Origin of the sequence: Haloarcula sp. CGMCC 1.6347, from assembly GCF_037078395.1 — an archaeon.
Lineage (GTDB): Archaea > Halobacteriota > Halobacteria > Halobacteriales > Haloarculaceae > Haloarcula > Haloarcula amylolytica.
In genome coordinates, this window is sequence record NZ_JAYMGX010000001.1 from 1,237,349 (window position 1) to 1,259,383 (window position 22,035).

General features: G+C 65.6%; 22 protein-coding genes. 9 read left to right on the forward strand and 13 right to left on the reverse strand.

Features of this window, described 5'->3' with window-relative positions:
* Positions 1 to 39 precede the first annotated feature (39 nt).
* Positions 40 to 1,251, reverse strand: a complete 1,212-nt coding sequence (locus VI340_RS06550; protein ID WP_336330467.1) for a helix-turn-helix transcriptional regulator — start codon at positions 1,249 to 1,251, stop codon at positions 40 to 42.
* Between the two features lie 319 nt (positions 1,252 to 1,570).
* Here VI340_RS06550 and VI340_RS06555 point away from each other — a divergent pair, with 319 nt between their 5' ends.
* The 4 genes from VI340_RS06555 to VI340_RS06570 are packed head-to-tail and all read left to right on the forward strand — an operon-like array spanning position 1,571 to position 5,541.
* The gene (locus VI340_RS06555) at positions 1,571 to 2,686 is read left to right on the forward strand and encodes a branched-chain amino acid ABC transporter permease (protein WP_336358044.1); all 1,116 of its coding nucleotides are present in this window, start codon (positions 1,571 to 1,573) and stop codon (positions 2,684 to 2,686) included.
* Positions 2,683 to 3,966, forward strand: a complete 1,284-nt coding sequence (locus VI340_RS06560) for a branched-chain amino acid ABC transporter permease (RefSeq protein WP_336330466.1) — start codon at positions 2,683 to 2,685, stop codon at positions 3,964 to 3,966. Before VI340_RS06555 ends, VI340_RS06560 begins: the two co-directional genes overlap by 4 nt.
* Entirely contained in the window at positions 3,959 to 4,789 is an 831-nt protein-coding gene (locus VI340_RS06565; RefSeq protein WP_336358045.1) for an ABC transporter ATP-binding protein, read from the forward strand. The genes VI340_RS06560 and VI340_RS06565 overlap by 8 nt, the downstream gene beginning before the upstream one ends.
* Entirely contained in the window at positions 4,786 to 5,541 is a 756-nt protein-coding gene (locus VI340_RS06570) for an ABC transporter ATP-binding protein (RefSeq protein WP_336330464.1), read from the forward strand. The genes VI340_RS06565 and VI340_RS06570 overlap by 4 nt, the downstream gene beginning before the upstream one ends.
* Before the next feature lie 31 nt (positions 5,542 to 5,572).
* On the opposite strand, the gene VI340_RS06575 is transcribed toward VI340_RS06570, so the two are convergent.
* The 3 genes from VI340_RS06575 to VI340_RS06585 form a co-directional block, all read right to left on the reverse strand.
* Complete coding sequence (locus VI340_RS06575) at positions 5,573 to 6,943, reverse strand: ABC transporter substrate-binding protein (protein WP_049942891.1); 1,371 nt, start codon at positions 6,941 to 6,943, stop codon at positions 5,573 to 5,575.
* 188 nt (positions 6,944 to 7,131) lie between these two features.
* The gene (gene sod / locus VI340_RS06580; protein WP_008309249.1) at positions 7,132 to 7,743 is read right to left on the reverse strand and encodes a superoxide dismutase; all 612 of its coding nucleotides are present in this window, start codon (positions 7,741 to 7,743) and stop codon (positions 7,132 to 7,134) included.
* Between the two features lie 182 nt (positions 7,744 to 7,925).
* Positions 7,926 to 9,323 carry a cryptochrome/photolyase family protein gene (locus tag VI340_RS06585; protein ID WP_008309248.1) on the reverse strand — a complete coding sequence of 466 codons (1,398 nt, stop codon included), beginning with the start codon at positions 9,321 to 9,323 and terminating at the stop codon, positions 7,926 to 7,928.
* A 43-nt stretch (positions 9,324 to 9,366) separates the two neighbouring features.
* On the opposite strand from VI340_RS06585, the gene VI340_RS06590 reads away from it, so the two are divergent.
* On the forward strand, positions 9,367 to 10,224 hold the full coding sequence (locus tag VI340_RS06590) for an enoyl-CoA hydratase/isomerase family protein (protein ID WP_008309247.1): 858 nt from the start codon (positions 9,367 to 9,369) through the stop codon (positions 10,222 to 10,224).
* A 149-nt stretch (positions 10,225 to 10,373) separates the two neighbouring features.
* The gene (locus tag VI340_RS06595; protein WP_008309246.1) at positions 10,374 to 10,892 is read left to right on the forward strand and encodes an Lrp/AsnC family transcriptional regulator; all 519 of its coding nucleotides are present in this window, start codon (positions 10,374 to 10,376) and stop codon (positions 10,890 to 10,892) included.
* 80 nt (positions 10,893 to 10,972) lie between these two features.
* Here the strand turns inward: VI340_RS06595 and VI340_RS06600 are convergent, their stop codons facing one another.
* Together VI340_RS06600 and VI340_RS06605 are read right to left on the reverse strand one after the other, a co-directional pair.
* On the reverse strand, positions 10,973 to 11,254 hold the full coding sequence (locus VI340_RS06600; protein ID WP_004517945.1) for a UPF0058 family protein: 282 nt from the start codon (positions 11,252 to 11,254) through the stop codon (positions 10,973 to 10,975).
* Between the two features lie 71 nt (positions 11,255 to 11,325).
* Positions 11,326 to 11,541: a ribbon-helix-helix domain-containing protein gene (locus VI340_RS06605; protein ID WP_004517946.1), complete on the reverse strand. Its 216-nt coding sequence runs from the start codon at positions 11,539 to 11,541 to the stop codon at positions 11,326 to 11,328.
* Between the two features lie 267 nt (positions 11,542 to 11,808).
* Between VI340_RS06605 and VI340_RS06610 the strand changes: the two genes are divergently transcribed.
* Together VI340_RS06610 and menD are read left to right on the forward strand one after the other, a co-directional pair.
* Positions 11,809 to 13,146 (forward strand): isochorismate synthase, encoded by a 1,338-nt coding sequence (locus VI340_RS06610; RefSeq protein WP_008309243.1) that lies wholly within the window; start codon positions 11,809 to 11,811, stop codon positions 13,144 to 13,146.
* Positions 13,143 to 14,921, forward strand: coding sequence for a 2-succinyl-5-enolpyruvyl-6-hydroxy-3-cyclohexene-1-carboxylic-acid synthase (gene menD / locus VI340_RS06615; protein WP_336358046.1), 1,779 nt, complete (start codon positions 13,143 to 13,145; stop codon positions 14,919 to 14,921). Before VI340_RS06610 ends, menD begins: the two co-directional genes overlap by 4 nt.
* Before the next feature lie 4 nt (positions 14,922 to 14,925).
* Here the strand turns inward: menD and VI340_RS06620 are convergent, their stop codons facing one another.
* Together VI340_RS06620 and VI340_RS06625 are read right to left on the reverse strand one after the other, a co-directional pair.
* Entirely contained in the window at positions 14,926 to 15,873 is a 948-nt protein-coding gene (locus tag VI340_RS06620) for a J domain-containing protein (RefSeq protein WP_008309240.1), read from the reverse strand.
* Between the two features lie 58 nt (positions 15,874 to 15,931).
* Positions 15,932 to 16,240, reverse strand: a complete 309-nt coding sequence (locus VI340_RS06625; protein ID WP_049942890.1) for a hypothetical protein — start codon at positions 16,238 to 16,240, stop codon at positions 15,932 to 15,934.
* Positions 16,241 to 16,335: 95 nt separating this feature from the next.
* Between VI340_RS06625 and VI340_RS06630 the strand changes: the two genes are divergently transcribed.
* On the forward strand, positions 16,336 to 17,295 hold the full coding sequence (locus VI340_RS06630) for a 1,4-dihydroxy-2-naphthoyl-CoA synthase (protein ID WP_336358047.1): 960 nt from the start codon (positions 16,336 to 16,338) through the stop codon (positions 17,293 to 17,295).
* A gap of 21 nt (positions 17,296 to 17,316) precedes the next feature.
* On the opposite strand, the gene VI340_RS06635 is transcribed toward VI340_RS06630, so the two are convergent.
* From VI340_RS06635 to VI340_RS06655, 5 genes are read right to left on the reverse strand one after another with little or no spacing between them, the layout of a single operon-like run.
* Positions 17,317 to 17,667, reverse strand: coding sequence for a helix-turn-helix transcriptional regulator (locus tag VI340_RS06635; RefSeq protein WP_004517952.1), 351 nt, complete (start codon positions 17,665 to 17,667; stop codon positions 17,317 to 17,319).
* A 27-nt stretch (positions 17,668 to 17,694) separates the two neighbouring features.
* Positions 17,695 to 18,432 carry an NRDE family protein gene (locus VI340_RS06640; RefSeq protein ID WP_008309234.1) on the reverse strand — a complete coding sequence of 246 codons (738 nt, stop codon included), beginning with the start codon at positions 18,430 to 18,432 and terminating at the stop codon, positions 17,695 to 17,697.
* 51 nt (positions 18,433 to 18,483) lie between these two features.
* Positions 18,484 to 19,995 carry an AMP-binding protein gene (locus tag VI340_RS06645; RefSeq protein ID WP_336358048.1) on the reverse strand — a complete coding sequence of 504 codons (1,512 nt, stop codon included), beginning with the start codon at positions 19,993 to 19,995 and terminating at the stop codon, positions 18,484 to 18,486.
* Positions 19,988 to 21,034 carry a mandelate racemase/muconate lactonizing enzyme family protein gene (locus tag VI340_RS06650; RefSeq protein WP_336358049.1) on the reverse strand — a complete coding sequence of 349 codons (1,047 nt, stop codon included), beginning with the start codon at positions 21,032 to 21,034 and terminating at the stop codon, positions 19,988 to 19,990. The genes VI340_RS06645 and VI340_RS06650 overlap by 8 nt, the downstream gene beginning before the upstream one ends.
* The gene (locus tag VI340_RS06655; protein WP_336358050.1) at positions 21,031 to 21,990 is read right to left on the reverse strand and encodes a 1,4-dihydroxy-2-naphthoate polyprenyltransferase; all 960 of its coding nucleotides are present in this window, start codon (positions 21,988 to 21,990) and stop codon (positions 21,031 to 21,033) included. Before VI340_RS06655 ends, VI340_RS06650 begins: the two co-directional genes overlap by 4 nt.
* Positions 21,991 to 22,035: the final 45 nt, after the last annotated feature.

The following is a 22,035-nucleotide window of genomic DNA, read 5'->3' on the forward strand; positions in this document are numbered from 1 at the left end:
ACAGTGGGAGAGTTCTGTACAGACGTACAGCCGGCGGTCTCACTCGTCGTCGAACGGTGAGCCAGCGGCGTCGGGCTCCTGACCGGCGAGGCTGATGATGTTCTCGCGGCCGACTCTGAGCTTCGAGATGTCGCCGTCGTCCTCCATGTCCGAGAGGAGCATGCTGACCTTCGACTTCGACCAGTCGGTACTGTCGACGATGTCGACCTGCTTCATTCTGCCGCCGTTCTCCTCCAGCAGTTTGCGGACGCGGTCGCTGTCGGTGAGCAGTTCCTCGTCGGGGACGGCCGGTTCGTCTGCTGTGTCGGCGGCCGCCGCCGTCTCGCCCGGCGGAGCCGTCGACGACTGCTCCGCATCCGTAGCGCCCGACGGTGACGCAGCGGGCGGTTCGTCGTCGTCGGTTCCCAGGACCTGTCCCAGTGCGCCGGACCGCCACGCGGCCGCACCGCCGGCGACGATGATGACAACGACGACAGCGGCCGGGAGCATCCACGACGGCCCGCTGGCAGCCTCGTCAGATGTGTCACCGCCCGCCGTGGTGCGCTGCTCCGTACCGGCGCTCTGGCCGGTTTCGCGCGGTTGCAGTTCCACGTAGGGCCGGCGGTCGTTGAACGACTGCTCGCCGTTCCACGTAACGCTCTCGCTGTTTTCGAGCGAGTCCGGGGTACTCTGTGAGTCAGGTTCCGGCTTGACATTGACGAATGCCAGTTCGGGGCCGCGCTCGAAGACGAACGACTGGCTCGACCCGATGTAGAACCCGCCGTCGAACACGTCGCTGACCACGACGGAGTCGCCCTCGACGACAGCGAAGTTATGCCAGCGGAACGACATCCGAACCGTGCCGGTGTTCTGGAGCGGGTCGACCGATGCCGACCGCTTGTAGTCGGTCGCACTCATGTTCCGGTCAGTCACGTTCGTCCCGTACTGTGTCAGCAGCGTCGACTGCTCGACGAAATTCTGGTACAGCGGTTGCTCCGTCTGCTCGAACGCCTCGGCGAACTCCTCAAACTCCTGCTCAGAATCGTTTACCAGTGGAGTCCTGTGGACGATTGCCCACTCGGCTGACCCGTTCTGATACAGTGTGACCTGGAACGTCGTCCGGTCGAACCTATCGGGCGTCTGGACGCCGACGCTCTCGTCGGCCGGCTGTGACATCGCCAGCGGCGCGGCACCGCTCCCCAGCAGGAGAACCAGCACGAGACTGGCGACGACCAGGCGTACCATCTGTCGTATATCATCGATGGACCGCATAAAAGCGCTGTGAATAGCACCGTTCTCAGCCAGTATCCGGCCGGAGTCCGGTGATTTCTCGAGACGGGTACGACTCGAAGCAGTGGTGACCGAAACCGGTGTCGCGCGCCGTGCGGGCGCTCGAATTCGTGATCCGCACTGGGTTCGAAGTGGCGCTATTCGCCAGTCTGTACCGTGGTATCACTAGTCTCTCGCTCGACACGCGACCATGGGAGGGGGCGATTCCTGTTTTGACAGCGGTGTCCTGGCTTCTACACGGTTATTTCGCACGAATTTCCGGTGGGTTATTTAGACAGGAGGGTCCAACGAACGGTAACCTATGGGAATTGCTGAGTTCGCAAGAGACGGCCGCGTGGTGATGGGTGACCGGCCGGGGGCAGCAGTGGTGGCCGCCGTAAGTGGCTTCCTCTTGCTGGATTTAGTTGCAAAGCTCGCTGGGACAACCGTGTTCTTCCTCGGGACCAGGTTACTGGGGGGGTCCCTCACCGTGGGCTCGTTGCTCTCGATGGTGGTGGACGGACTGCTCGTCGGACTGGCGGTCGGCCTCGCCGGAATCGGCCTGTCGATGACGTACAGTATCCTCGACTTCGCCAACTTCGCACACGGGGACACAGTGACGGTGGGGGCGTTCCTGGGGTGGGTCGCCGCGTACATCACCGCCGGTCTCGGGACCGGAGCCCCGATCGCAGAACTGTTCATGCTCAACTCTGGACGGCAGTTGAGCACCGTTTCGACGTTCGCTCCGGTGCTTCTCGGTCTCGTCGTCGCCGGGGTCGGGTCAATCGGTATCGTGTTACTCATCGACCGACTCACCTATCGCCCCATGCGCGATACGGACAACATCTCCTTGCTGATCGCGTCAATCGGTGTCGCACTCGCATTGCGATACCTCATCGCGTTCGTCTTTGGCACGCAGACCAGCGGGGTCGCAAGCGGCGGGTTCCGAGTGACGGTGTTCTCGATGATCTCGGTCACCGACAACGAAATCACCCTGCTGGTGGTGTCGCTCCTGTTGATGCTTGGCGTCCACCTGCTGCTCCAACGGACGAAGCTCGGCAAGGCGATGCGGGCGATGGCCGACAACGAGGACCTCGCACGCGTGACCGGGATTCCGACCGAACGCGTGATCCGGCTCACCTGGATTCTCGGCGGCGGTCTGGCGGGCATCGGTGGCTACCTGCTCGTGCTGGAAAGCGGCACGATATCGTTCAACTTCGGCTGGATTCTGCTCCTGCTCATCTTTGCCGCTGTCATCGTCGGCGGTATCGGCTCGATATACGGGGCGATGGCCGGTGGGATCCTCATCGGGCTGGTCGATAGCCTGGCCCTTATCTGGCTGCCGTCCGGGCTGACGCGGGCCTCCGCGTTCCTGGTACTCATCGTCGTCTTGCTGTTGCGCCCGTCCGGCATCTTCGGGGGGGTGTCGACCGCATGAGTACTGTTGACACTGTTCGAGACCGTCTGGACGCGCTTCCGGACGTGGGGCTGGTTGTCGGCTTCATCGCCAGTATCTGGGCCGTGATGCTCGTGCTGGCAATCGCTGTCGGCGGGGCGAACTGGGCGAACCTCGCCGCCGGCTTCATCGGCAGCGTGACCGTACTCATCGGCGGCTACGCAATCCTCGCGCTGGCACTGAATCTCCAGTGGGGGTACACTGGCCTGTTCAACATCGGCATTGCGGGGTTCATGGCCGTTGGCGCGTACACCACGGCGGTTCTCACTGCACCAACTGACCCGGCCGCCGGGGCGGTCCCTGGGCTCGGCCTCCCGCTGTGGGTCGGCCTCATCGGCGGTATGGTTATGGCCGCTATCGTCGGCGGTCTCGCGGCGCTCCCGGCGCTCAGACTGAAAGCGGACTACCTCGCTATCGTGACAGTCGCGTTCTCGGAGATAATCCGACTCGTTGTCAACTGGAGCGGCCTCGCCGAGTTCTCGCTGTTCGGGGTGCCGGTCGGCACCGGCGGCGCGACCGGCATCTCGTTCAAGTCCGCGAACGAGGTGGCGTCAACACTTATCAACGGCGTCGGGCAGCCACTCGTCACTGCCGCGGAGGGCGTCGGCGTCTCCGGGCCGAACCTGGCGAATCTCACGTACGGGATACTCCTCCTGCTGGTCGTGGCCGGGAGCTACTGGGTGCTCGCCCGCATCACGAACTCGCCGTTCGGTCGCGTGCTGAAAGCGATCCGCGAGGACGAGACCGTGACCCAGTCTCTCGGCAAGGACACCCGCCAGTTCAAAATCAAGACGTTCATGATCGGCTGCGCGCTGATGGGACTGGCCGGTGTCCTGTTCCGCGGACAGGCGGGTTACATCAGCCCACAGCAGTTCAGACCGACGATCACGTTCTACGTGTTCGCGGCCCTCATCATCGGCGGCTCCGGGTCCAACACCGGCAGCATCGTCGGGGCGGCGACGTTCTCCGGACTGCTGTTCTATCTGCCGGCGCGACTGGGAGAGAACGTCTCGCTGGGCGGCACTCGCGCACCCGGCAACATCGTCGACGCGGTCGCCGGATTCGCGTCACTTGACCCGCTCCCTCTCCTCGCATACACCATTAGCAACGTCAGCACGCTCCGGTTCGTGCTCATTGGCGTCGTCCTGATATACATCATCCAGAACCAGCCGGACGGGCTGCTCGGCCACCGGAACGAACCTGCAACGAGTGTGAGTCTGGACAGACCACAGTCCGGGTCCGGAGGTGAGGCCGATGAGTGAACCCGAGGCCGCAGAGCAACGGGAGACGGCCGTCACGAGCGACGCTATCGACTCTCCCCTGCTCGTAGTCGACGGCCTCCGCAAGGAGTTCGGCGGCGTCGTCGCGGTCGACGGGGCGACGTTCTCCGTGGCAGAGGGGTCGCTCACCGGTCTCATCGGGCCGAACGGGGCCGGTAAGTCGACAACGTTCAACTGCATCACGGGCATTCACGAGCCGACCGGTGGGCGGGTCACCTTCGACAGCCAGGACATCACCGGACTCGCGCCGTACACGCTCGCAAACCGCGGGCTGGTCCGGACGTTCCAGATCGCCCGTGAACTGTCCGACATGACAGTTCTGGAGAACGTGATGCTCGCACCGGGCGGACAGGTCGGGGAGTCAGTCGTCCGGTCGGTGACCCCGGGGCTTCGCGGCGACGTCATCAAAGCCGAAGCGGACGTTCGCGACCGCGCGTGGGAGACACTGGAGTTCTTCGAGATCGACCATCTCGCCCACGAAAACGCCGGCAATCTCTCGGGCGGTCAGCGGAAACTGCTGGAGATGGCACGGGTCCTGATGACCGACCCCGAGATGATTCTGCTAGACGAACCGCTGGCCGGCGTCAACCCGACGCTGGAGGAGAAACTGCTGGAGCGGATCCACGAACTCCGCCGGGAGCAGGGGCTGACCTTCCTGCTCGTCGAACACGACATGGACGTCATCATGAACAACTGCGAACACATCATCGTCATGCACCAGGGGAGCGTCCTCGCCGAAGGGGACGCCGAGACTATCACGTCGGACGAGCGGGTACTCGAGGCGTATCTGGGAGGTGACGTATGAGCCAGCGCGCGACGGAGTCCGAGACCGTCACCCTCCCCGACCCGAGCGAACGCCTCCTCGCAATCCGGGACCTCGATGCCGGCTACGGCGACCTGCAGGTCCTCAGCGACGTCCACATGGACGTTGCGGACGGCGAGTACGTCGTTATCGTCGGCCCGAACGGGGCCGGCAAGTCGACGGTGATGAAGTCCGTCTTCGGCCTGACGACGTACATGGGCGGGGACGTCATCTTCGACGGGACCGACATCAGCCGGCGCAACCCCGACGAGATCATTTACGAGGGCATCAGCTACGTCCCCCAGACCGGCAACGTGTTCGGGTCGCTGAGCGTGCGCGAGAACCTCGAAATGGGCGCGTACATCCTCGATGAAGTCCCAGAGGACCGCATCGAGGAGGTGTACGAGCGGTTCCCCATCCTCCGGGAGCGGTCCGACCAGTCGGCCGGGACGCTGTCGGGCGGGCAACAGCAGATGCTCGCCATGGGCCGGGCGCTGATGCTCGACCCCGACCTGCTGTTGCTCGACGAGCCCTCCGCCGGGCTGGCCCCGGACCTCGTCGACGATATGTTCGACCGTATCGACCGCATCAACGACGACGGGACGGCGATTCTGATGGTCGAGCAAAACGCCAAGGAAGCGCTCCGGCGGTGTGATCGGGGCTACGTGCTCGTCCAGGGTCAGAACCGCTACGAGGACGAGGGGACGGTTCTCCTCAACGACGAGCAGGTCCGTCAGGACTTCCTCGGCGGGTAACTCGAAAAAAGAGCCGGCGCTGACAGACCCGTTATTGATTCATCGCGCTGTTGATTTCGGACGTGTAGGAAGACTGCTGTTGCTCGAAGCCGACCTGGTTCACGATGGTCCCGCCTTCCGCTTCGAACGCGCCGGCGAACGCCTCCTGTAGCGCCTGGCCGTAGCTGTTGTTCACGTACAGCGTCGATGCGGTCTCGGCACCGAGTTCGTCCACGCCGACTTGCGCCAGAACCTGCCCCTGCAGCGCGTCGCTGGGCGGGGTTCGGAACATATAATCGTTGTCTTCGAGGTCGGTAATCGTCGGCGACGTGGACGCAGGCGAACAGCCGACGACGCCGCTGTCGACGAGCACGTTTCTGGCGACCTGTATCGACGTCTCGGAGCTGGCCGCTCCGGTGATCGACGGATACCCCTCGCTGACGAGGGAGTTGGCCGCGTCGATGCCCGCCTGTGCCTGGGTCTGGGTGTCACCGACCTGGTAATCGAATTCGAAGTCGACCTCGCCTTCGAGTTGCAGGGCCGGGAGGATCGCCCCGTCGCGGATCGGCCTGCCGAGCGGCCCGAGATCGCCGGTCTCAGGCATCAGCACACCGAACCGGACCGTTCGTCCGGGGTCGCTGCCAGAGCCGTTCGGTTCCGGTTGCGGGATGTCGTCGCCCGCGCTGAAGTCGACGGTGTTGAGCGTATCGACGCCCCCACCGTCCTGAAAGCCGAAGACCTGGTACTGCGCCGAGGCCATGTCCCCGTTTTCGTCGAAGTCGACTGCACTCGAAGCCCCCTCGTACTGAATGTTCTCGCCCGCGGCGGCCGCTTCGACGGCCGCTGGCAGTTCGGAGGGGCCGTACGTGTCGCCGCCCGGATTGGCGACGACACGCATATGATCTCGGACGGCCTGTCCGTCGTTTTCCCCGGCCAGCAGGTTGGCGAGAATCTGGACCGCTGTCGCGTCGTAGGCCTGTGACGTGAACACGCCGGCCTCGTCGTAGTCGAACTCGGAGGTGAACTGCTCCGTGAACGTATCGACGCCGGGCCCGGCCGCTGACGGGGCTGTGCCGCGGACGTTCGACATATCGTCGCCGACGTTACTCGGTAGCTCGCCGTCCTGCAGTCCGTCGGTGACGAGGATGTCGGCGGCGTCGTCGCCGTAGTCGGCGTAGAAGTCCTTGAACAGTTGCACACCGCTCTGGGGATAGCCGACGACCATCAACACGTCCGGCGATTCCGGGCCGCTGTCGCCACCCGAGTCGGTCCCGGTACCGGTCATCCCACCATCGCCGCCGTCTCCGCCGTCTCCGCCGTCAGTCTGTTCGGTTGAACAGCCTGCCAACCCACCAAGCAGACCCACGGTGCCTATCGCCCCAGTGCGCTTCATGAACGCTCGCCGATTGGTATCGCGACTCATACCACTTACCACTGATTCACATCTTATAAAACTATATCCTCCCGTAACCTTGCTGTTCCGTAGTCTGCTCCAGTCACGCCGATATTTTTTGTTGTCGGCGTTAGATATTAACGCCGGAGAAACCGCTATCGGCCCAGACGTCGCTCGGACTCTCAGCACATCCGCGAAAAAACGTCGAGTGTCGCCCCTTATTCGACGCGGCCGACGACCTTGTCGTACTCTTCAGCGGCCTTGTCCCAGTCGACAACCTCGAAGAAGGCGTCGATGAAGTCGCCGCGAGCGGGGCCGTAGTCGTAGTAGTAGGAGTGCTCCCAGACGTCGAGCGCGAGGATTGGATGGGAGCCCCAGAGCGCGCCCTGGTCGTGCTTGTCGACCGGCACGTTGCGCAGTTGCTTGGCAACGGGGTCGTACACGAGCAGCGCCCAGCCGCCGGCGGCTGATGCGGCGGCTTCGAACTCGCCCTTCCAGCCTTCGTAAGAGCCGAAGTCCTCCTCGATGCGGTCGAGGAGCTCGCCTTCCGGCTCACCGCCGCCGTTGGGGTCCATGTTCTCCCAGAACAGCGTGTGGAGATAGTGCCCACAGCCGTTGTGGGTGACGTTGCCCATGGCAGCCGCGCTCGAACCGAAGTCACCGGATTCGCGGTTCTCTGCGAGCGTCTCCTCGGCCGATTCGAGGCCGTTTACGTACCCCTGGTGGTGGGTGTCGTGGTGCCAGGTGAGCACCTGTTCGGAGATGTGTGGCTCCAGTGCGTCGTAGTCGTACGGGAGCGGTGGCAGTTCGGGATTGGAATGTTCGGGCATATGAAAACGCCTCCATCACTATCTGTCGCGCGGCTGCCTGTTAAACGTTTAGGAGCCATTTGGTAGCACTGTACACGGACAGCGGGACGGAACCGTAACTGTCCGTTGTTGCACCGCCACATATCGGCTCCGCCGCGGGTGTAAGTGTTCAGGAGAGTCCAGCACAGCAGAATGTTCCCATCCTAGTCGTCACCCCTGGCCCGCTCGAACATCGAGAGGGCCTGTTCGCGGCGCTTGCTGTGGTCGACAACGGGGTCAGGATACTCCGGGGCGGCGTTGCGCCGCTGGGTGAGCGAGCAGTCGTTCCAGTCGTGGATTACTTCGGGCGCGGCGTCCCGCAGTTCCGGGACGTACTCCTTGATGTACTCGGCGTCCGGGTCGTAGTCTTCGCCCTGCGTCATCGGATTGAAGATGCGGAAGTAGGGCTGAGCGTCGGTCCCCGTGGAGGCCGCCCACTGCCAGCCGCCGTTGTCGTTGGCCGTGTCGTGGTCGACCAGTTTCTCCCGGAACCACTCGTAGCCGTGGCGCCAGTCGACGAGCAGGTCCTTCGTGAGGAAAGAGGCGACGATCATCCGGACGCGGTTGTGCATGTACGCCTCCTCGCGGAGCTGTCTCATTCCGGCGTCGACGATGGGATAGCCCGTCTCGCCGTCCTTCCAGGCCTGCAACAGCTCCTCGTCGTTTTCCCACTCGATAGGGTTCTCGTAGGACTTGTAGTTCGAGCTGACGACGTGCGGATGGGCAAACAGCACCTGTGTGTAGAACTCCCGCCAGGCTAGCTGGGACTGGAACTCCCGGACGGACTCCCGTCGGTCACCGCCAGTCCCCTCTTTGGCGTCCTCGGTGCGGTCGTACACTTCGCGGATGCCGATGGTCCCGAACTTCAGATGAGCCGAGAGCCGCGAGGTGCACTCGTCGGCCGGGAAGTCCCGGCGCTCCTCGTACTCGTAGACGTTCTCGTCGAGGAAATCATCGAGCAGGGCGCGTGCTTCGTCGGTCCCCGCTGCGGGCACGTCCGCCTCTGGCTCATCGAAGCCGAGGTCGGCCAGCGTCGGGAGCGCGTCGCCGTCGACATCAGCCAGTTCGTCGGCTGACGGGGGTTCGTAGGGGGCCGTCTTCTCGCGGTCGTGCCACTTCCGGCCGAAGTAAGTGAAGACGCTGTAGGGGTCGCCGTCGTTCGTCGTGATCTCGCCCGGTTCGTGCAACACGGCGTTCTGGACCGCTTCGCGAGCAACGTCCGCGTCGTCGAGCGCTTGCCGGACCACTGCGTCGCGCTCCCGAGCGAGTCCGGAGTAGTCTTTGCCCCAGGTGACCGTGTCGACGCCGTATTCGACCGCCAGGTCCGGGATGACGGCGGTCGGGTCCCCGCGGGCGACGACGAGGTCACTGCCGCGGTCGCGGTACCACTCGCGCAAGCTGTCGAGAGCGTCCAGCATGAACGCGACCCGGGGCGGGCCGGCGTGGTCGAGAACGGCCCTGTCGAAGACGAACACCGGGACAACGGGGTCGGACGGGGTCGCCGCGGCGAGGCCGGCGTTGTCCGTCGCCCGGAGGTCACGGCGATGCCAGTGCAGGCGCATACCTAGTACACGGACTAGCCCGGGCAAAAGGTACTGCCCAACGATGTTGGTCTGGCAGGCGCTGACGGACACCACTGTTATCTTTCCGCCGGTCGAGAGCCACCACATGGAAGATGCGACAGTGACGCTGTCTGTCGACGACGGGATTGCCACAGTGACGCTGAACCAGCCGGAGTCGCGAAACGCTCTGTCGGCGGAGTTGGCCGAAGCACTCACTGCCCGGTTCGAATCGGTGACCGACAGCGACGCCCGGTGTGTCGTGCTGGAGGGCGCGGGCCCGGCGTTCTGTGCCGGCGGGGACATCAATGCAATGCTACAGGGAGTGAAGCACGACCGACCGCCGGCCACACAGGTCGAACTGGTGGTCTCGTCACTCCACGAAGCGATCCGGACCGTCCACAGCTGTCCCCTCCCGGTCGTCGCGAAAATCGACGGCCCCGCCTTCGGTGCCGGTGCGGGACTTGCGCTGGCCTGTGATATACAGGTTGCGAGCACTGCCGGCCAGATCGGCTTCGGCTTCCGCCAGGTCGGACTGGCGAGTGACTCCGGCGTCTCCTATTTCCTTCCGCGAATCGTCGGCCCGAACAAGGCCAAGGAACTGCTGTTCACCGGCGAACTGCTGGACGCCGAGGCGGCCGGGGAACTCGGGCTGTTCACCCGGGTGTTCGACACGGAGACGTTCGAATCGGAGTTTTCGGAACTCGTCGCCGACATCGCCGCTGGACCGACGGTCGCGCTCGGCCACGCCAAGCGGTTAGTCAACCGGAGTCTGGACAGTTCGCTGGAGCAGGCACTCGAAAACGAAGCCACCGCACAGGGCGTCGCTTTCACGACCGACGACCACGAGGAGGGCGCAACCGCGTTCGTCGAGAAACGTGACCCGGAGTTCACGGGTCAGTAAACTGATTACTGTGACCAGCGTCAGGACTGGTCCACCCAGCCACCACCGGAGAGACAGATGCCAGCTACGATCCATCTCACACCGGACCGAGCATCGACCGGAACCACGACTACCCGCTCTTTCTCCCACAAGTGGAGGGCGACTGTAGCATGACCGACGACCCCCCGGACTGGGAGTTCAGCGAGCGGGACATGTACATTCTGCGCGAACTCTCGGCGGACCCACAGCGGTCGTCCCGCGAGCTTGCGGACTTGCTGGAGTCCGAATACGGCATCGACGTGTCCCATGTAACGGTCAGCGAATCGATCCGGGAGATGCGCGCCGCGGGCGTCTTCCGGGAGACAATCGTCCCGAACGAGGAACTGTTCAATTTCGCGCTGTTCGAGTTCAAGTTCAACCCCGAGCATTTCGCCGACTCTTGGCACGACGCGATGGTCGCTATCCGGGACGACCGGCACACGCTGTTTTACTTCCTCTCCGACGGCGAGTATCAGTGGAAGTCAGTGATGATGTTCCCGAGTCGGACGGCCGAATCCCGCTGGATACACGACTTCTACAAGGACCACGGCGACGTGATTCAGAACATCCGGAACTCAGTCGTCCACAACGTCCTGAAATTCAAGACGGACCCGGAGCTGTTCACCGAACTCGACGGAGAGCGGTCGTAACCAAGGGGGAGAGCGATCGTAACCAAGGGAAGACAGATCGACATAAAGACGAGAGAGACTGCGACTCGATAGCGTCGTGCTTACAGTTTCCGCTCGGCGTCTTCGGCCAGTTCCTTCATTCGCTTGCTGACCCGGCCCGCATCCGAGAACTCGTCTTCGCTCATCGCCGTCGCCAGGGAGTTCCCGAGCACGAACACGGCGTGTTTATGCTCGCTTTTCGACTTGTGGACATCCGATGGCCGCACGTCGAGTTCCTGATAGGCGTCAAAGAGGTCCGGGTCGACCGAGTCCATGTCGTCGCGGAAGTACTCCATGATCGTCACCATCTGCTCGTGTAGCTCGAGAAGCTCGTCTTTGTGCATAGCTACAGTATGCGGTGGCACGTCCATAAGAATTGCTTGAGAAGGGATACCAGACGCTCACGCCCGTATTTTCAGAAGACGTACTCGTCGTCGTGGCCCATCATGCCGTCTTCTTCGAACCCTGGCTCCTCGTCTTCGTCCTGTGGTCCGGAGGTTTTGTACGCCTTGAGCCCGGTCGACAGGAGGTCCTCGATGGCTTCCTCGCGGTTGAGGAACTCGCCTTTCTCGACGAGCTGCGCGATCTGCATCTCCAGGTGTTCCGGGATATTGATCTCTACCTTAGGCATCGCAACATAGGGGGCTTCGACTATGCCCTATTTAAACCTGACGGGGGTGTGTTCGCAGATTGCAGAATTACAATTGTAGAACCGTGAGAGGAAATTCGTAAACTCGGAGATTAATTTCCGCGAATCTGAACCAATAGCCGGCAGAGTACGTGGCGGGCCAGAACGGCGTGAAATCGACAGTTCCACCGTGTCCCTCTGATTGATTCCGACTACGCAGAATCGAGCGTATAGTTAGGCTCAAAGGTGCGCAATCCTAAGGCATTGCTGATGGAACCACTGCGTGGTGACGAGACGACGGTTGGTGAGACAACGGTCGTCGCACGCGGGTGTCGCCTCGACGATGCACCGGTTCGGGCGGTACTCGAAACGGACGCTCGCCCCCGGTTCTTCTGGGCGGCCGGTACAGAGTCAATCGCGGCCCGCGGGAGCGCGGCGACTGTGACTGCCGACGGGCAGTCGCGGTTCGACGACGTGCGGACAGCGCTCGAGGCGCTGTTCGCTGACTGCTCAGTTCCCGACGACCTCCCGAGCGCCGCCCGACCGCGAGCGTTCGGTGGGTTCGCTTTTCACAACGGAACGCACGAGGAGGCGGACTCTCCCTGGGACGGGTTCCCCAGTGCGGCGTTTTTCCTCCCCGAGATACAGGTAACCAAGAAAGACGACGACGCCTGGCTCACAACGGTCGCGACAGGTCCCGAGGCCGCGACCGAAGCGGAGACGCTGCTTGAGGAGTGGCGCGACCGACTGGTCGCAGACTCCGAGAGCGAGCCGGGAATCCCACCGGGGATCTCACACCGGGAGCGCACGCCGACACAGGACGGCTGGCGCGAGCAGGTGGCGGCCGCCGTCGCGAGCGTCGACCGCGGCGACCTGCAGAAGGTCGTGCTCGCCCAGAGCCTCAGCGCCACGTTGGACACGGAGCTCTCGGTCCCGGACGTGATGGCGCGGCTGTCTCGAACCTACCCGGACTGCTACCGGTTCATGCTGTCGCCGGACGCCGGCGGCACCTTCTTCGGGGCCACGCCGGAGCGGCTGGTGTCGGTCCGCGGACGGACGGTGCGCACGGAGGCGCTCGCCGGCTCGACGGGGCGGGGCGACACACCTGCCGAGGACGAGTGGCTCGCCGCCGAACTCCTCGACAGCGAGAAGGACCGTCACGAACAGAAGCTCGTCGCCGACGCGATACGAGACCAGCTGGAACCGTTCGCCTCGACAGTCCGTATCGGCGACCGGACCATCCGCCGGCTCGCCACGGTCCAGCACCTCCGGACGTCGATAACGGCCGAACTCGACGACGACGAGCACGTCCTCTCGCTAGTCGAAGCGCTTCACCCGACACCGGCTGTCGGCGGGCTGCCGCCGGACGCGGCGCTGCGAACTATCCGCGAGACGGAGGCGTTCGACCGCGGCTGGTACGCCGCCCCGATTGGCTGGGTCGACGCCGCCGGCAACGGCACCTTCGCCGTCGGCATCCGGTCGGCCGTCGCCACGGAGCGCGAGGCGACCCTCTTTGCGGGCGCGGGTATCGTCGCGGACAGCGACCCCGACCGCGAGTGGGACGAGGTCCAGCTCAAATACCGGCCGATACTCGACGAACTAGAATGACTGCCCCGAACGTCAACACGCTGTGGGCGGAGACGCTCGTTTCCGAACTCGCCGAGGGTGGCGTCGACGCGGTGTGTCTCTCGCCCGGCAGTCGCTCGACGCCGCTGACGGTGGCATTCGCCGAGCACCCCGACATCGACGTGTTCTCCCACCTCGACGAGCGCTCGGCGGCCTTCTTCGCGCTGGGACGCGCCCGCCGAACCGGCGAACCGACGCCGCTGGTCTGCACATCGGGGACCGCCGCGGCGAACTACCACCCGGCGGTCATCGAGGCGAACCAGTCGGGCGTCCCGCTGCTCTTGCTGACGGCGGACCGACCGCCCGAGCTCATCGACAGCGGAGCAAACCAGACCGTCGACCAGGAGAAACTGTACGGCGACGCCGTCCGCTGGTATCGGGACATGCCCGAACCCGAGGCCGAGCCACGGAAGGTTCGGATGCTGCGGACCACCGCGGCCCGCGCGCTCGCGGAGAGTACCGGAGCCGACCCGGGACCGGTCCACCTGAACTGTCGGTTCCGGAAGCCCCTGGAGCCGACGCCGATACCCGAGGAGGACCCGGCGGGCGTTTCGGCCGACTGGGCGGACGGCGACGACGCGGCCGAAACCGGACGCGACGGACCGTTCGTCACGACGAGCGAGGGCGTCGCCACTCCGGACGAACGGACGGTGCGCCGCGTGCGAGACGCGCTCCGGGCCGCCGAACGGGGACTCATCGTCGCCGGGCCCGCCGATGACGGGCTCAGTACCGCATCGCTGGAACGACTGGCGTCAGCGACCGGCTTCCCCGTCCTCGCGGACCCGCTCTCTGACCTTCGGTTCGGCCCGCACGTCGACCGCCTCGACGTGCCGGTCTGTGGCGGCTACGACGGCTATCTCGGCAGCGACGGCGTCGACGAGTGGAGCGACCCCGATGTCGTCGTCCGCTTCGGCGCGTCGCCGACCTCAAAGCCGCTGCGTCACTACCTCCGGGACGCCGACTGCCAACAGTTCCTCGTTGACCCGGCCGGGGGCTGGTCGGAGGCCGAGTTCACGGCGACGGACCTGCTCGTTGCCGACCCCGACGCCACCGCGGATGCGCTCGCGGCAGGGTCGCTGGGTAGCGTTGCGGCGTCGTGGCGCGAACAGTTCGCCAGGGCGGAACAGACCCACTGGGACGCCGTGAGCGAAACCGCCGCGGAGACCTACTGGGAAGGCGGCGTCCTCTCTGACGTGGCCGCGCTGGCCCCAGACCCGGCCACGCTGTTCGTCTCCAACAGCATGCCGATACGGGACATGGACCGCTTTGGCCGCCCCCGTGACGCCGACCTGACCGTGCTGGGCAACCGCGGGGCCAGCGGTATCGACGGCATCACTTCGACGGCGCTCGGGGCAGGGAGCGCGACGGCGGACCCGCTCGTGCTCGTCACCGGCGACCTGGCGTACTACCACGACATGAACGGCCTCCTCGCGCTCGGTCGCTGTGCGGTGGACGCGACGGTCGTCCTCATAAACAACGACGGCGGCGGCATCTTCCACATGCTCCCAATCGAGGACCACCCAACCTTCGAGGACCAGTTCCGGACGCCACACGGCCTCGATTTCGAGCCGACGGAGGCGCTCTATTCGCTGGAGTTCGAACGGGTGGCTGACCGCCGGCAGTTCCGCGAGCGGTTCGCCGAGTCAGTCCGGGCCGACGGGACGCAGGTCATCGAGGTCCAGTTCGACGCGGACGACAGCCACGCGGTCAGAGACCGGCTTGCCGAACAGGTCGCCGAGAGCATCGCTGGCGACTGATCTTTCAGAGCCGTAACACGGACGCTGTCAGCAGCGACAGTCCGAACGGAAGCCACGTCCCTGACAGCGCGAGCGCCCCAATGAGCGAGAACGCGCTGATGTTCAGCGTGACCAGCAGCACCGTCGTCGTCAGACTCCAGCTCCCGAACACCATGATCGCGATAGTGGGTTCGGACTGGAGGTAGCCCACCATGAAGAGGGTACAGACCCCGATTGTCAGGTTGACCCACAGCGGGAACGCCGGGAGCAGCGCGCTGAACAGCATTACCGGATAGAGCGCGAAGATGATAGCAAACAGCGTCAGCCCCCGGCCGGTCGGCATTTCGAGGAGCGGCCCGCGCGAGAGTGTGTCGGTCTGGCGGACGGAGTACGCGGACGACGAACTCCAGGTGGCACCGCTGCCGGCATTGTCGCTGAAGCCGCTGGTCGCGGTAGTCTCGGAGCGCCGGGCCGACTCTGCGTTCGACGCAGTCGCCGTCCCGCTGGCCCCATCTGTCGACTGCTCGTCGTTCGACGACGCCTCTGCAGCAGCGGTCGAGCGTCCGTCCTCGGCGACGCGGTCCCTGGCGGCCCGTTCGCGTTGTGCTCGCTCTCGGGCGTTCGTCCGAGCTGTACTGCGGTCAGTGCTCGCTTCGGCCCGGTCGCCAGCCGACGCAGACCCGTCATAGCCCGCACGCCGTGCCGCTTCGGCCGCGTCACTGCCGCTGCCCTCCGCTATGTTGCTCTCGCCCGCGACGTAGGCGTCGTGACCCACCCGGTCGTACCGCGCCCGCTCGTCCTCGTCGGTGAGCACGTCGCGGGCTTCGATGAGCCGCTGTGTCGCCTCGCCGGCGTCGGCCGCGTCGCTCACGTCGGGATGGGTCTCCTTCAGCCGCTCCCGGTACGCCGCTTCGATAGCCGCCGTCGACGCGTCGGTCGGAACGCCCAGTACCTCGTAGAACGTCTCCGTCATGCCGGATATAACACCTGTAGGGGAGTGACCGGTACCAACTGCCAGCTACCGCATTCAATCACTCGTTCTCGACGCCCCCTTCTGGCTCTGTGCCGCGTTCGTACGACTCCGACGGCTGCTGATAGTCTCCAGCGGGTCCAGTGGACTCCTGCTCCCGGGCGCGAACCGAAGCGAGCTGTTCCAGCGCCGTGGCAATTCGTTCGAGCGTGAAGATGAACCGCACGACCAGATACAGGAGCCATGGGACCACGGCCACGATCAGTCCGAGCAGAATCTGCTGGACGATGATGAGACTGTACAGGACAACAACGATGGAGAGGCCCGCGAGTATCCCCATCATTGCTTTCTTATTCGATGTGGAGGGCATCGCTAGTCGGTTCAGGTGCGCGACACCAAAGGGTTTCCTCCGCTATGGTAGCACGTACGAGGAATCTTTTTGCGAGGGCCGTCCCGAGCCACGGTATGGTCTCTGAAATATTCGACCCGGTGCGGTGGGCGGCCATCGACCGGTTCGACTTCGCCGACATCACCTATCACCGCTCGACCGACACGGGCGCGGTGCGTATCGCCTTCGACCGGCCGGAGAAGCGCAACGCCTTCCGGCCGGAGACAGTCGACGAACTCGCGACGGCGCTGGACCACGCCAAGCGCCAGACCGACGTTGGCTGTGTCCTCCTGACCGGGAACGGCCCCTCGCCGAAGGACGGCGGCTGGGCCTTCTGTTCCGGCGGAGACCAGAGCATCAGGGGCGAAAGTGGGTACGAGTACAGCGAGTCGCCACGCGACTCGAACACGACGAGCGGGGAGCAAAGCGACCCGCGAGACACAGAAGCCAGCGACGGTGTGGAAGACGACGCGCCAGAGAACGTCGGCCGGCTCCACATTCTCGAAGTCCAGCGCCAGATCCGCCACATCCCGAAACCCGTCGTCGCCGTCGTCCCGGGATGGGCCGTCGGCGGCGGCCACTCGCTGCACGTCGTTTGTGACCTCACGCTCGCCAGCGAGGAGCACGCGAAATTCCTCCAGACGGACCCCGACGTGGGGAGTTTCGACGGCGGCTTCGGCTCGGCGTATCTCGCGCGACAGGTGGGCCAGAAGAAGGCCCGGGAAGTGTTCTTCCTCGGCAAGACCTACGACGCCAAAGAGGCCGCCGACATGGGGATGGTCAACGACGTGGTGGCCCACGAGGACCTGGAAGACACCGCTATCGAGTGGGCCGAGCGAATGAACGAGAAGTCACCGACGGCGATGCGGATGCTGAAATACGCGTTCAATCTCGACTCCGACGGGATGGTCGGCCAGCAGGTGTTCGCCGGCGAGGCGACGCGGCTGGCGTACATGACCGACGAGGCCCAGGAGGGTCGGGACGCGTTCAACGAAGGGCGCAAGCCGGACTTCGACGACGTGCCGTGGCACTACTGACTCACGCCGCGGGACTGTCGGTCAGTCCTCGTAGGCGAGGGTCATGACCCACTGCGAGAAGGTGTCGTCGTGGGGGTCCACCTCTTCGTCGCCGATGAACGGCGAGAGCTGGTCACCGGCCATCAGAAGCGAGAAGTCGAGGTCGCGGGCCGCGGGCGTCAGGTAGTACGTGTTGTGCCCCTCGTACACCGTCTCCTCACGCTGGATGAGGTCCTTCTCGAACAGGGACTCGACGATGCGACTCCCCTTCCGCGAGGAGACGTCGAGTTCCTTCCAGAAGTCGCTCTGGTGGATGCCACCGGACTCCCGAATCAGTTCGAGCCCGGCCCGCTCGCCGTCAGAAAGGTCCGCCTCCGACGCTGCTGAACTCATGTATTGTGTACACCGTGAGACGGCCGCTTAAATCTGACCTTCGACCGGGCGGTAGGGCGTCCGGCACGGTGGCCCATCTGCGTACTGATACTCCCTGTCGGCACCCAGCGTGATGAGCGACGACGACCGCGTGCCGAACCCGTTGCCGTGGACGCAGACGCCGTACTCGTGGTCGCTGATGGTGTCGCCCGCGCGGTCCATCCACTCGTCGGCGGATTCACCGGGCTCCGGAACCAGCGCCTCGCGCAGCCGCGTCGCGTTGTTCGCCTGCTCCTCGCCGGCGTCGGGACGGTGGGCCGGAATCCGGTAGTCGCCGTCCGCGCCGACGTTGACGACGACGTGAACGCCGGGCTGGAAGTTCCGGACCGCGAGTTGGCCGTCCCATTCCAGCAGGACGGCGGCGTTCTCGTCGGCCAGCAGGAGGTTGAAACCGTCGTACTCGGCGTCTCTGGTCGCCTGTTCGACGGCCCGAGCGGCCGACTCAGCGCTCTCGTGGCTCAGCGCGTCCCGGACGAGGAGTCCGCGCGAGCGGTCGCCAGCTAGATCGGCGTCGACCCAGCGATTGGTCACCGCCGCCAGCAGCCCCTGCTCGTTGTAGCCGATCCACGTCCCGTCGGCCTCTTCGTCGGCCGGCGCGACGACGCGACTGCCCCAGTGACGCTGCTGTGGCGGCTGCGACGGCCTTTCAAGCCGCTCGTCGCGGTTCGCCGCGACCGCGACCGGCGTGTCGTCAAAGACCTGCCACGCGAGGACGATTGTACACACAGGACTGCATACACTGCGGACGTAGAAAACCGCTTGGCTCGGCGTCCCGAACTACTGGGTTGAGTCGCCAGATTCGCCATCTTCATAAAGCCGCGACCGAACCGCAGACCGGTCGACAGTCCCCGAGGCCGTCCGCGGGAGCGCGTCAGCGATCTGAACCGTCTTCGGGACTTCGTACGGCGCGAGTCGCTCGGCGCAGTGGTCGCGAACCGCCGCGGGCGAGATGTCCCCGACGACCAGCGCGGCGACGCGCTGGCCCCATTCCTCGTCGGAGAGCCCCACGACGGCCGCTTCGGCAACTGCTGAATGGTCGCGAATCGCCGCGGCGACCGTGCTCGCGTCGACGTTCTCCCCGCCGGTCACGATCTGGTCGTCGACACGACCCTCGACCCAGAGATGGCCGTCCGCGTCCCGGTAGCCGATGTCGCCGGTCCGGAACCCGTAGTCGCCGAACGCGTCGCCGTCGCCGTTCAGGTAGCCCGGTGTCACCGTCGGCCCGTCGACGACGATTTCTCCTCGCTCGCCGGGGCCGCACGGTTCGCCATCAGCGACGACCGTCACGTCGGTGAACACGAGGGGCTGGCCGACGGTGCCGCTGTGCTCGAACGCCGTCTCGGGTCGCGCCGTCGCTATCTGCGAGGCGGTTTCGGTCATCCCGTAGGTCGGACAAACCGGGAGGCTCCGTTCCTGACAGCGCTCGATGAGTGATTCGCTGGCCGGCCCGCCGCCGAGCAGGACGAAGCGAAGCGAGGCCGGCGGTTCCCAGCCCGCCTCAAGCAGCCGCGAGAGCATCGTCGGCACCAGCGAGACGCCCGTCACTGACCGGTCGGCGATGACCTGCTGTGTCGCCTCGGCGTCGAAGGAGCGCTGAACGACGACGGCGGTGCCGTACAGCGCGCTTCGGACGAACGGGGCCAGCCCGCCCATGTGGTAGGTCGGCAGGCAGACCAGCCAGCGGTCGGTAGGCAGGACGCCGAGGCGGTACGAGGACGCGACGGCGCTGGCGACGAGGTTGCCGACGGTCAGCCGGACGCCCTTCGGCTCGCTGGTGGTTCCCGAGGTGAAGATGACCAGTTGGGTGTCCGTCCGGGACAGGGTCGCTGGTGTCACGCGGGCAGATATGTCCGTAGGCTCGTGGTCTGTCGCTGCCGCCCCAGACAAGCCTTCGTCGACGGAGACGACCGGATAATCGGCTGTTTCGGCGGCCAGCGAAGCAGTTCCCTCCCCGCAAACCAGCAGGTCAGCGTCGACCGCCGAGAGCTGCGTCCGGAGCGTCTCCGCGTCGAGTTCGACGTTAAGTGGCGCGAGCGTCGCGCCCAGTCGCATCGTCGCGAACAGGACCGTCCCGACCGCTGGCTGGGTCGGCAAGAGCGTCGCGACGGTGGCGTCCGGGGCGTCGATCCGCCGGTCGAGTTCGGCAGCCACCGCATCGACAGCGGCGTCGAGTTCCCGGTAGGTGACCGCGTTCCCGGAGTCCGCCGCGACCATCGCCGTCCGGTCAGGCGTCGTGTCGGCGCGGTGGGCGACGAGGTCTTGTGTCGGCCAGTCAACAGGGTCACGCATCCGTTCCCACCTCCGCCGGGTCCAGGCCGATGCCGGTCTCTTGGGGGACCGACATCGTCCCGTCGGTTACTGTCGTCGGGTCCACTGCGAGGTCGGCAGCGAGTCGGTCCCCGGTCGCCAGGCCACAGGCCCCGACGTCGGGAATCGCGGCAGCGACGTGCAGCGCCGCGAGGCGGGCGACGACGGCATCGATGGTCGTCGTGACGACCGGTTCGATGCCCTGCTCGCGGGCCCGGAGCGCCAGCGTGTGGGCGTTGCCGGGGCCGCCGAGCACCATCGGTTTCAGTATCAGCACGTCGGCCGCGTCGGCGTCGAGCACGCTGTCGACCCGGCGGTCGGCGAGCGACTCGTCGAGCGCGACGCCGACGCCGTTGCCCCGAAGCACCGCGTGCCCGGCGAGGTCGTCGGCCGGGAGCGGCTGCTCGACGTAAGCCACGTTCAGCGGCGCGAGGCGGTCGAAGGCGTTCTCGGCCTGGTCGCGGGACCACGCACCGTTGGCGTCGGCGCGAAGCGTCACGTCGTCGCCCACCCGCTCGCGGACGGTCCGAACGCGCGCGACGTCCTCGTCGACGGTGCGCTTCCCGACTTTGAGCTTACAGCAGTCGTAGCCGGCTTCGACAGCCTGCTCGACGGCGTCGGCTGTCTCGGCCGGTGACCCGTCGCCGACCGTCGCGTTGACGGGAACCCGGTCACATCGCCTGTCAGAATCGAACCACTGGTACAGCGGCACGCCGTCGGCCCTGGCGTCGGCGTCCAGCAGCGCGGTCGCAAAGCCGTGCCGGGCGGCGGGGACGGACGCGGCGTCGAGCGAGAGGAGAATGTCGGTGTGGCCGCCGTCGATTGCAACCGTGGCCGCGTCGTCGAGCCCGCGCCGGCAGTCGTCGAGCGACTCCGTCCAGCCTGGGAGCGGCGTGGCTTCGCCGACGCCCGTTTCGCCGCGGTGGTTGTAGCGGACGACGAACCCTGAACGCTGGCTGATAGTCTCGCGGGCGGTGGCGAGCGGACTCGAGAGCGGGAGCGAGAACGGGTCGACCTTCATAGTAGCTGTGGGACAGCGAGTCCCAGCGCGAACAGAACGGAGTGGACGAACAGCGTCTGCCCGACCCGTTCGAGCGTCGGATTCAATGCGTCGCCGCCGGTCTGTGTGAGGACTGTCTTCGAAATAATCGCCGCCAGTGGTAGCGTCAGCAGGGGGGCCAGTGCCGGCAGGCCGTACTGGCTGTCGAGGGCGAACACGACCGGGACGACGTAGGCCATCCCGACCATCAGGAGGAACTCGACGCGGCTCCACCCGTAGCCCAGATAGACGGCCAGCGTCTTCTTGCCGGCGGCGCGGTCCGTCTCCCGGTCGCGGATGTTGTTGACGACGAGAATCGCGGTCGACAGGCCGGCCGCCGGGAGACTCGCTGTAATGGCGGCGGCAGTGACCGACCCCGGCGGTAGCGTCATCGGGAACGTGCCGACGCCGCTTGCGCTCGCAACGGCCTGCACGTAGTAGGTCCCGGTAACAGCGACAAGGCCGAAGTAGACGAAGACGAACAGGTCGCCCAGGCCGCGGTAGCCGTAGGGGAACGGACCGCCGGTGTAGAGAATCCCGGCGGCGATACCCGAAAGGCCGACGACGACGATGGGCAGACCGCCGACGGCGACGAGATAGATACCGATGACGACGGCGAGCCCGTAGGTCGCGATCATCGCTCGTTTGACCTCGTCAGCGTCGATGAGGCCGCCAGCCGTCACGCGGGTGAACCCCTCGCGCTCATCGGTGTCGGCCCCCTTCACCGCGTCGTAGTAGTCGTTCGCGAAGTTCGTTCCGACCTGGATGAGCAGCGCGCCCACCAAGGCTGCGACTGCCGGCAACGGAGCGAAGACGCCGGCGTGGACTGCCAGCCCCATTCCGACGATGACCGGCGCGGCCCCGGCAGGCAGTGTCTGTGGCCGCGCGGCCATCACCCACGCCTGCCGCTTCGAGACGTCCGCCGTCGCTGTACTCATTGGTGAAATCTGGGGACGCTATCCTCAAAGCGGCTGTGGTTCGAC

Bases quoted from the DNA above. Each gene is read 5' to 3' on its own strand.
- menD (WP_336358046.1), top strand. From the start codon at position 13,143: ATGACTGCCCCGAACGTCAACACGCTGTGGGCGGAGACGCTCGTTTCC.
- VI340_RS06590 (WP_008309247.1), top strand. From the start codon at position 9,367: ATGTTGGTCTGGCAGGCGCTGACGGACACCACTGTTATCTTTCCGCCG.
- VI340_RS06585 (WP_008309248.1), bottom strand. From the start codon at position 9,323: ATGCGCCTGCACTGGCATCGCCGTGACCTCCGGGCGACGGACAACGCC.
- VI340_RS06570 (WP_336330464.1), top strand. From the start codon at position 4,786: ATGAGCCAGCGCGCGACGGAGTCCGAGACCGTCACCCTCCCCGACCCG.
- VI340_RS06625 (WP_049942890.1), bottom strand. From the start codon at position 16,240: ATGCCCTCCACATCGAATAAGAAAGCAATGATGGGGATACTCGCGGGC.
- VI340_RS06650 (WP_336358049.1), bottom strand. From the start codon at position 21,034: ATGAAGGTCGACCCGTTCTCGCTCCCGCTCTCGAGTCCGCTCGCCACC.
- VI340_RS06550 (WP_336330467.1), bottom strand. From the start codon at position 1,251: ATGCGGTCCATCGATGATATACGACAGATGGTACGCCTGGTCGTCGCC.
- VI340_RS06560 (WP_336330466.1), top strand. From the start codon at position 2,683: ATGAGTACTGTTGACACTGTTCGAGACCGTCTGGACGCGCTTCCGGAC.
- VI340_RS06620 (WP_008309240.1), bottom strand. From the start codon at position 15,873: ATGACGGAGACGTTCTACGAGGTACTGGGCGTTCCGACCGACGCGTCG.
- VI340_RS06610 (WP_008309243.1), top strand. From the start codon at position 11,809: ATGGAACCACTGCGTGGTGACGAGACGACGGTTGGTGAGACAACGGTC.
- VI340_RS06555 (WP_336358044.1), top strand. From the start codon at position 1,571: ATGGGAATTGCTGAGTTCGCAAGAGACGGCCGCGTGGTGATGGGTGAC.
- VI340_RS06600 (WP_004517945.1), bottom strand. From the start codon at position 11,254: ATGCACAAAGACGAGCTTCTCGAGCTACACGAGCAGATGGTGACGATC.
- VI340_RS06565 (WP_336358045.1), top strand. From the start codon at position 3,959: ATGAGTGAACCCGAGGCCGCAGAGCAACGGGAGACGGCCGTCACGAGC.
- VI340_RS06655 (WP_336358050.1), bottom strand. From the start codon at position 21,990: ATGAGTACAGCGACGGCGGACGTCTCGAAGCGGCAGGCGTGGGTGATG.
- VI340_RS06575 (WP_049942891.1), bottom strand. From the start codon at position 6,943: ATGAGTCGCGATACCAATCGGCGAGCGTTCATGAAGCGCACTGGGGCG.
- VI340_RS06605 (WP_004517946.1), bottom strand. From the start codon at position 11,541: ATGCCTAAGGTAGAGATCAATATCCCGGAACACCTGGAGATGCAGATC.
- VI340_RS06595 (WP_008309246.1), top strand. From the start codon at position 10,374: ATGACCGACGACCCCCCGGACTGGGAGTTCAGCGAGCGGGACATGTAC.
- VI340_RS06645 (WP_336358048.1), bottom strand. From the start codon at position 19,995: ATGCGTGACCCTGTTGACTGGCCGACACAAGACCTCGTCGCCCACCGC.
- VI340_RS06630 (WP_336358047.1), top strand. From the start codon at position 16,336: ATGGTCTCTGAAATATTCGACCCGGTGCGGTGGGCGGCCATCGACCGG.
- VI340_RS06635 (WP_004517952.1), bottom strand. From the start codon at position 17,667: ATGAGTTCAGCAGCGTCGGAGGCGGACCTTTCTGACGGCGAGCGGGCC.
- sod (WP_008309249.1), bottom strand. From the start codon at position 7,743: ATGCCCGAACATTCCAATCCCGAACTGCCACCGCTCCCGTACGACTAC.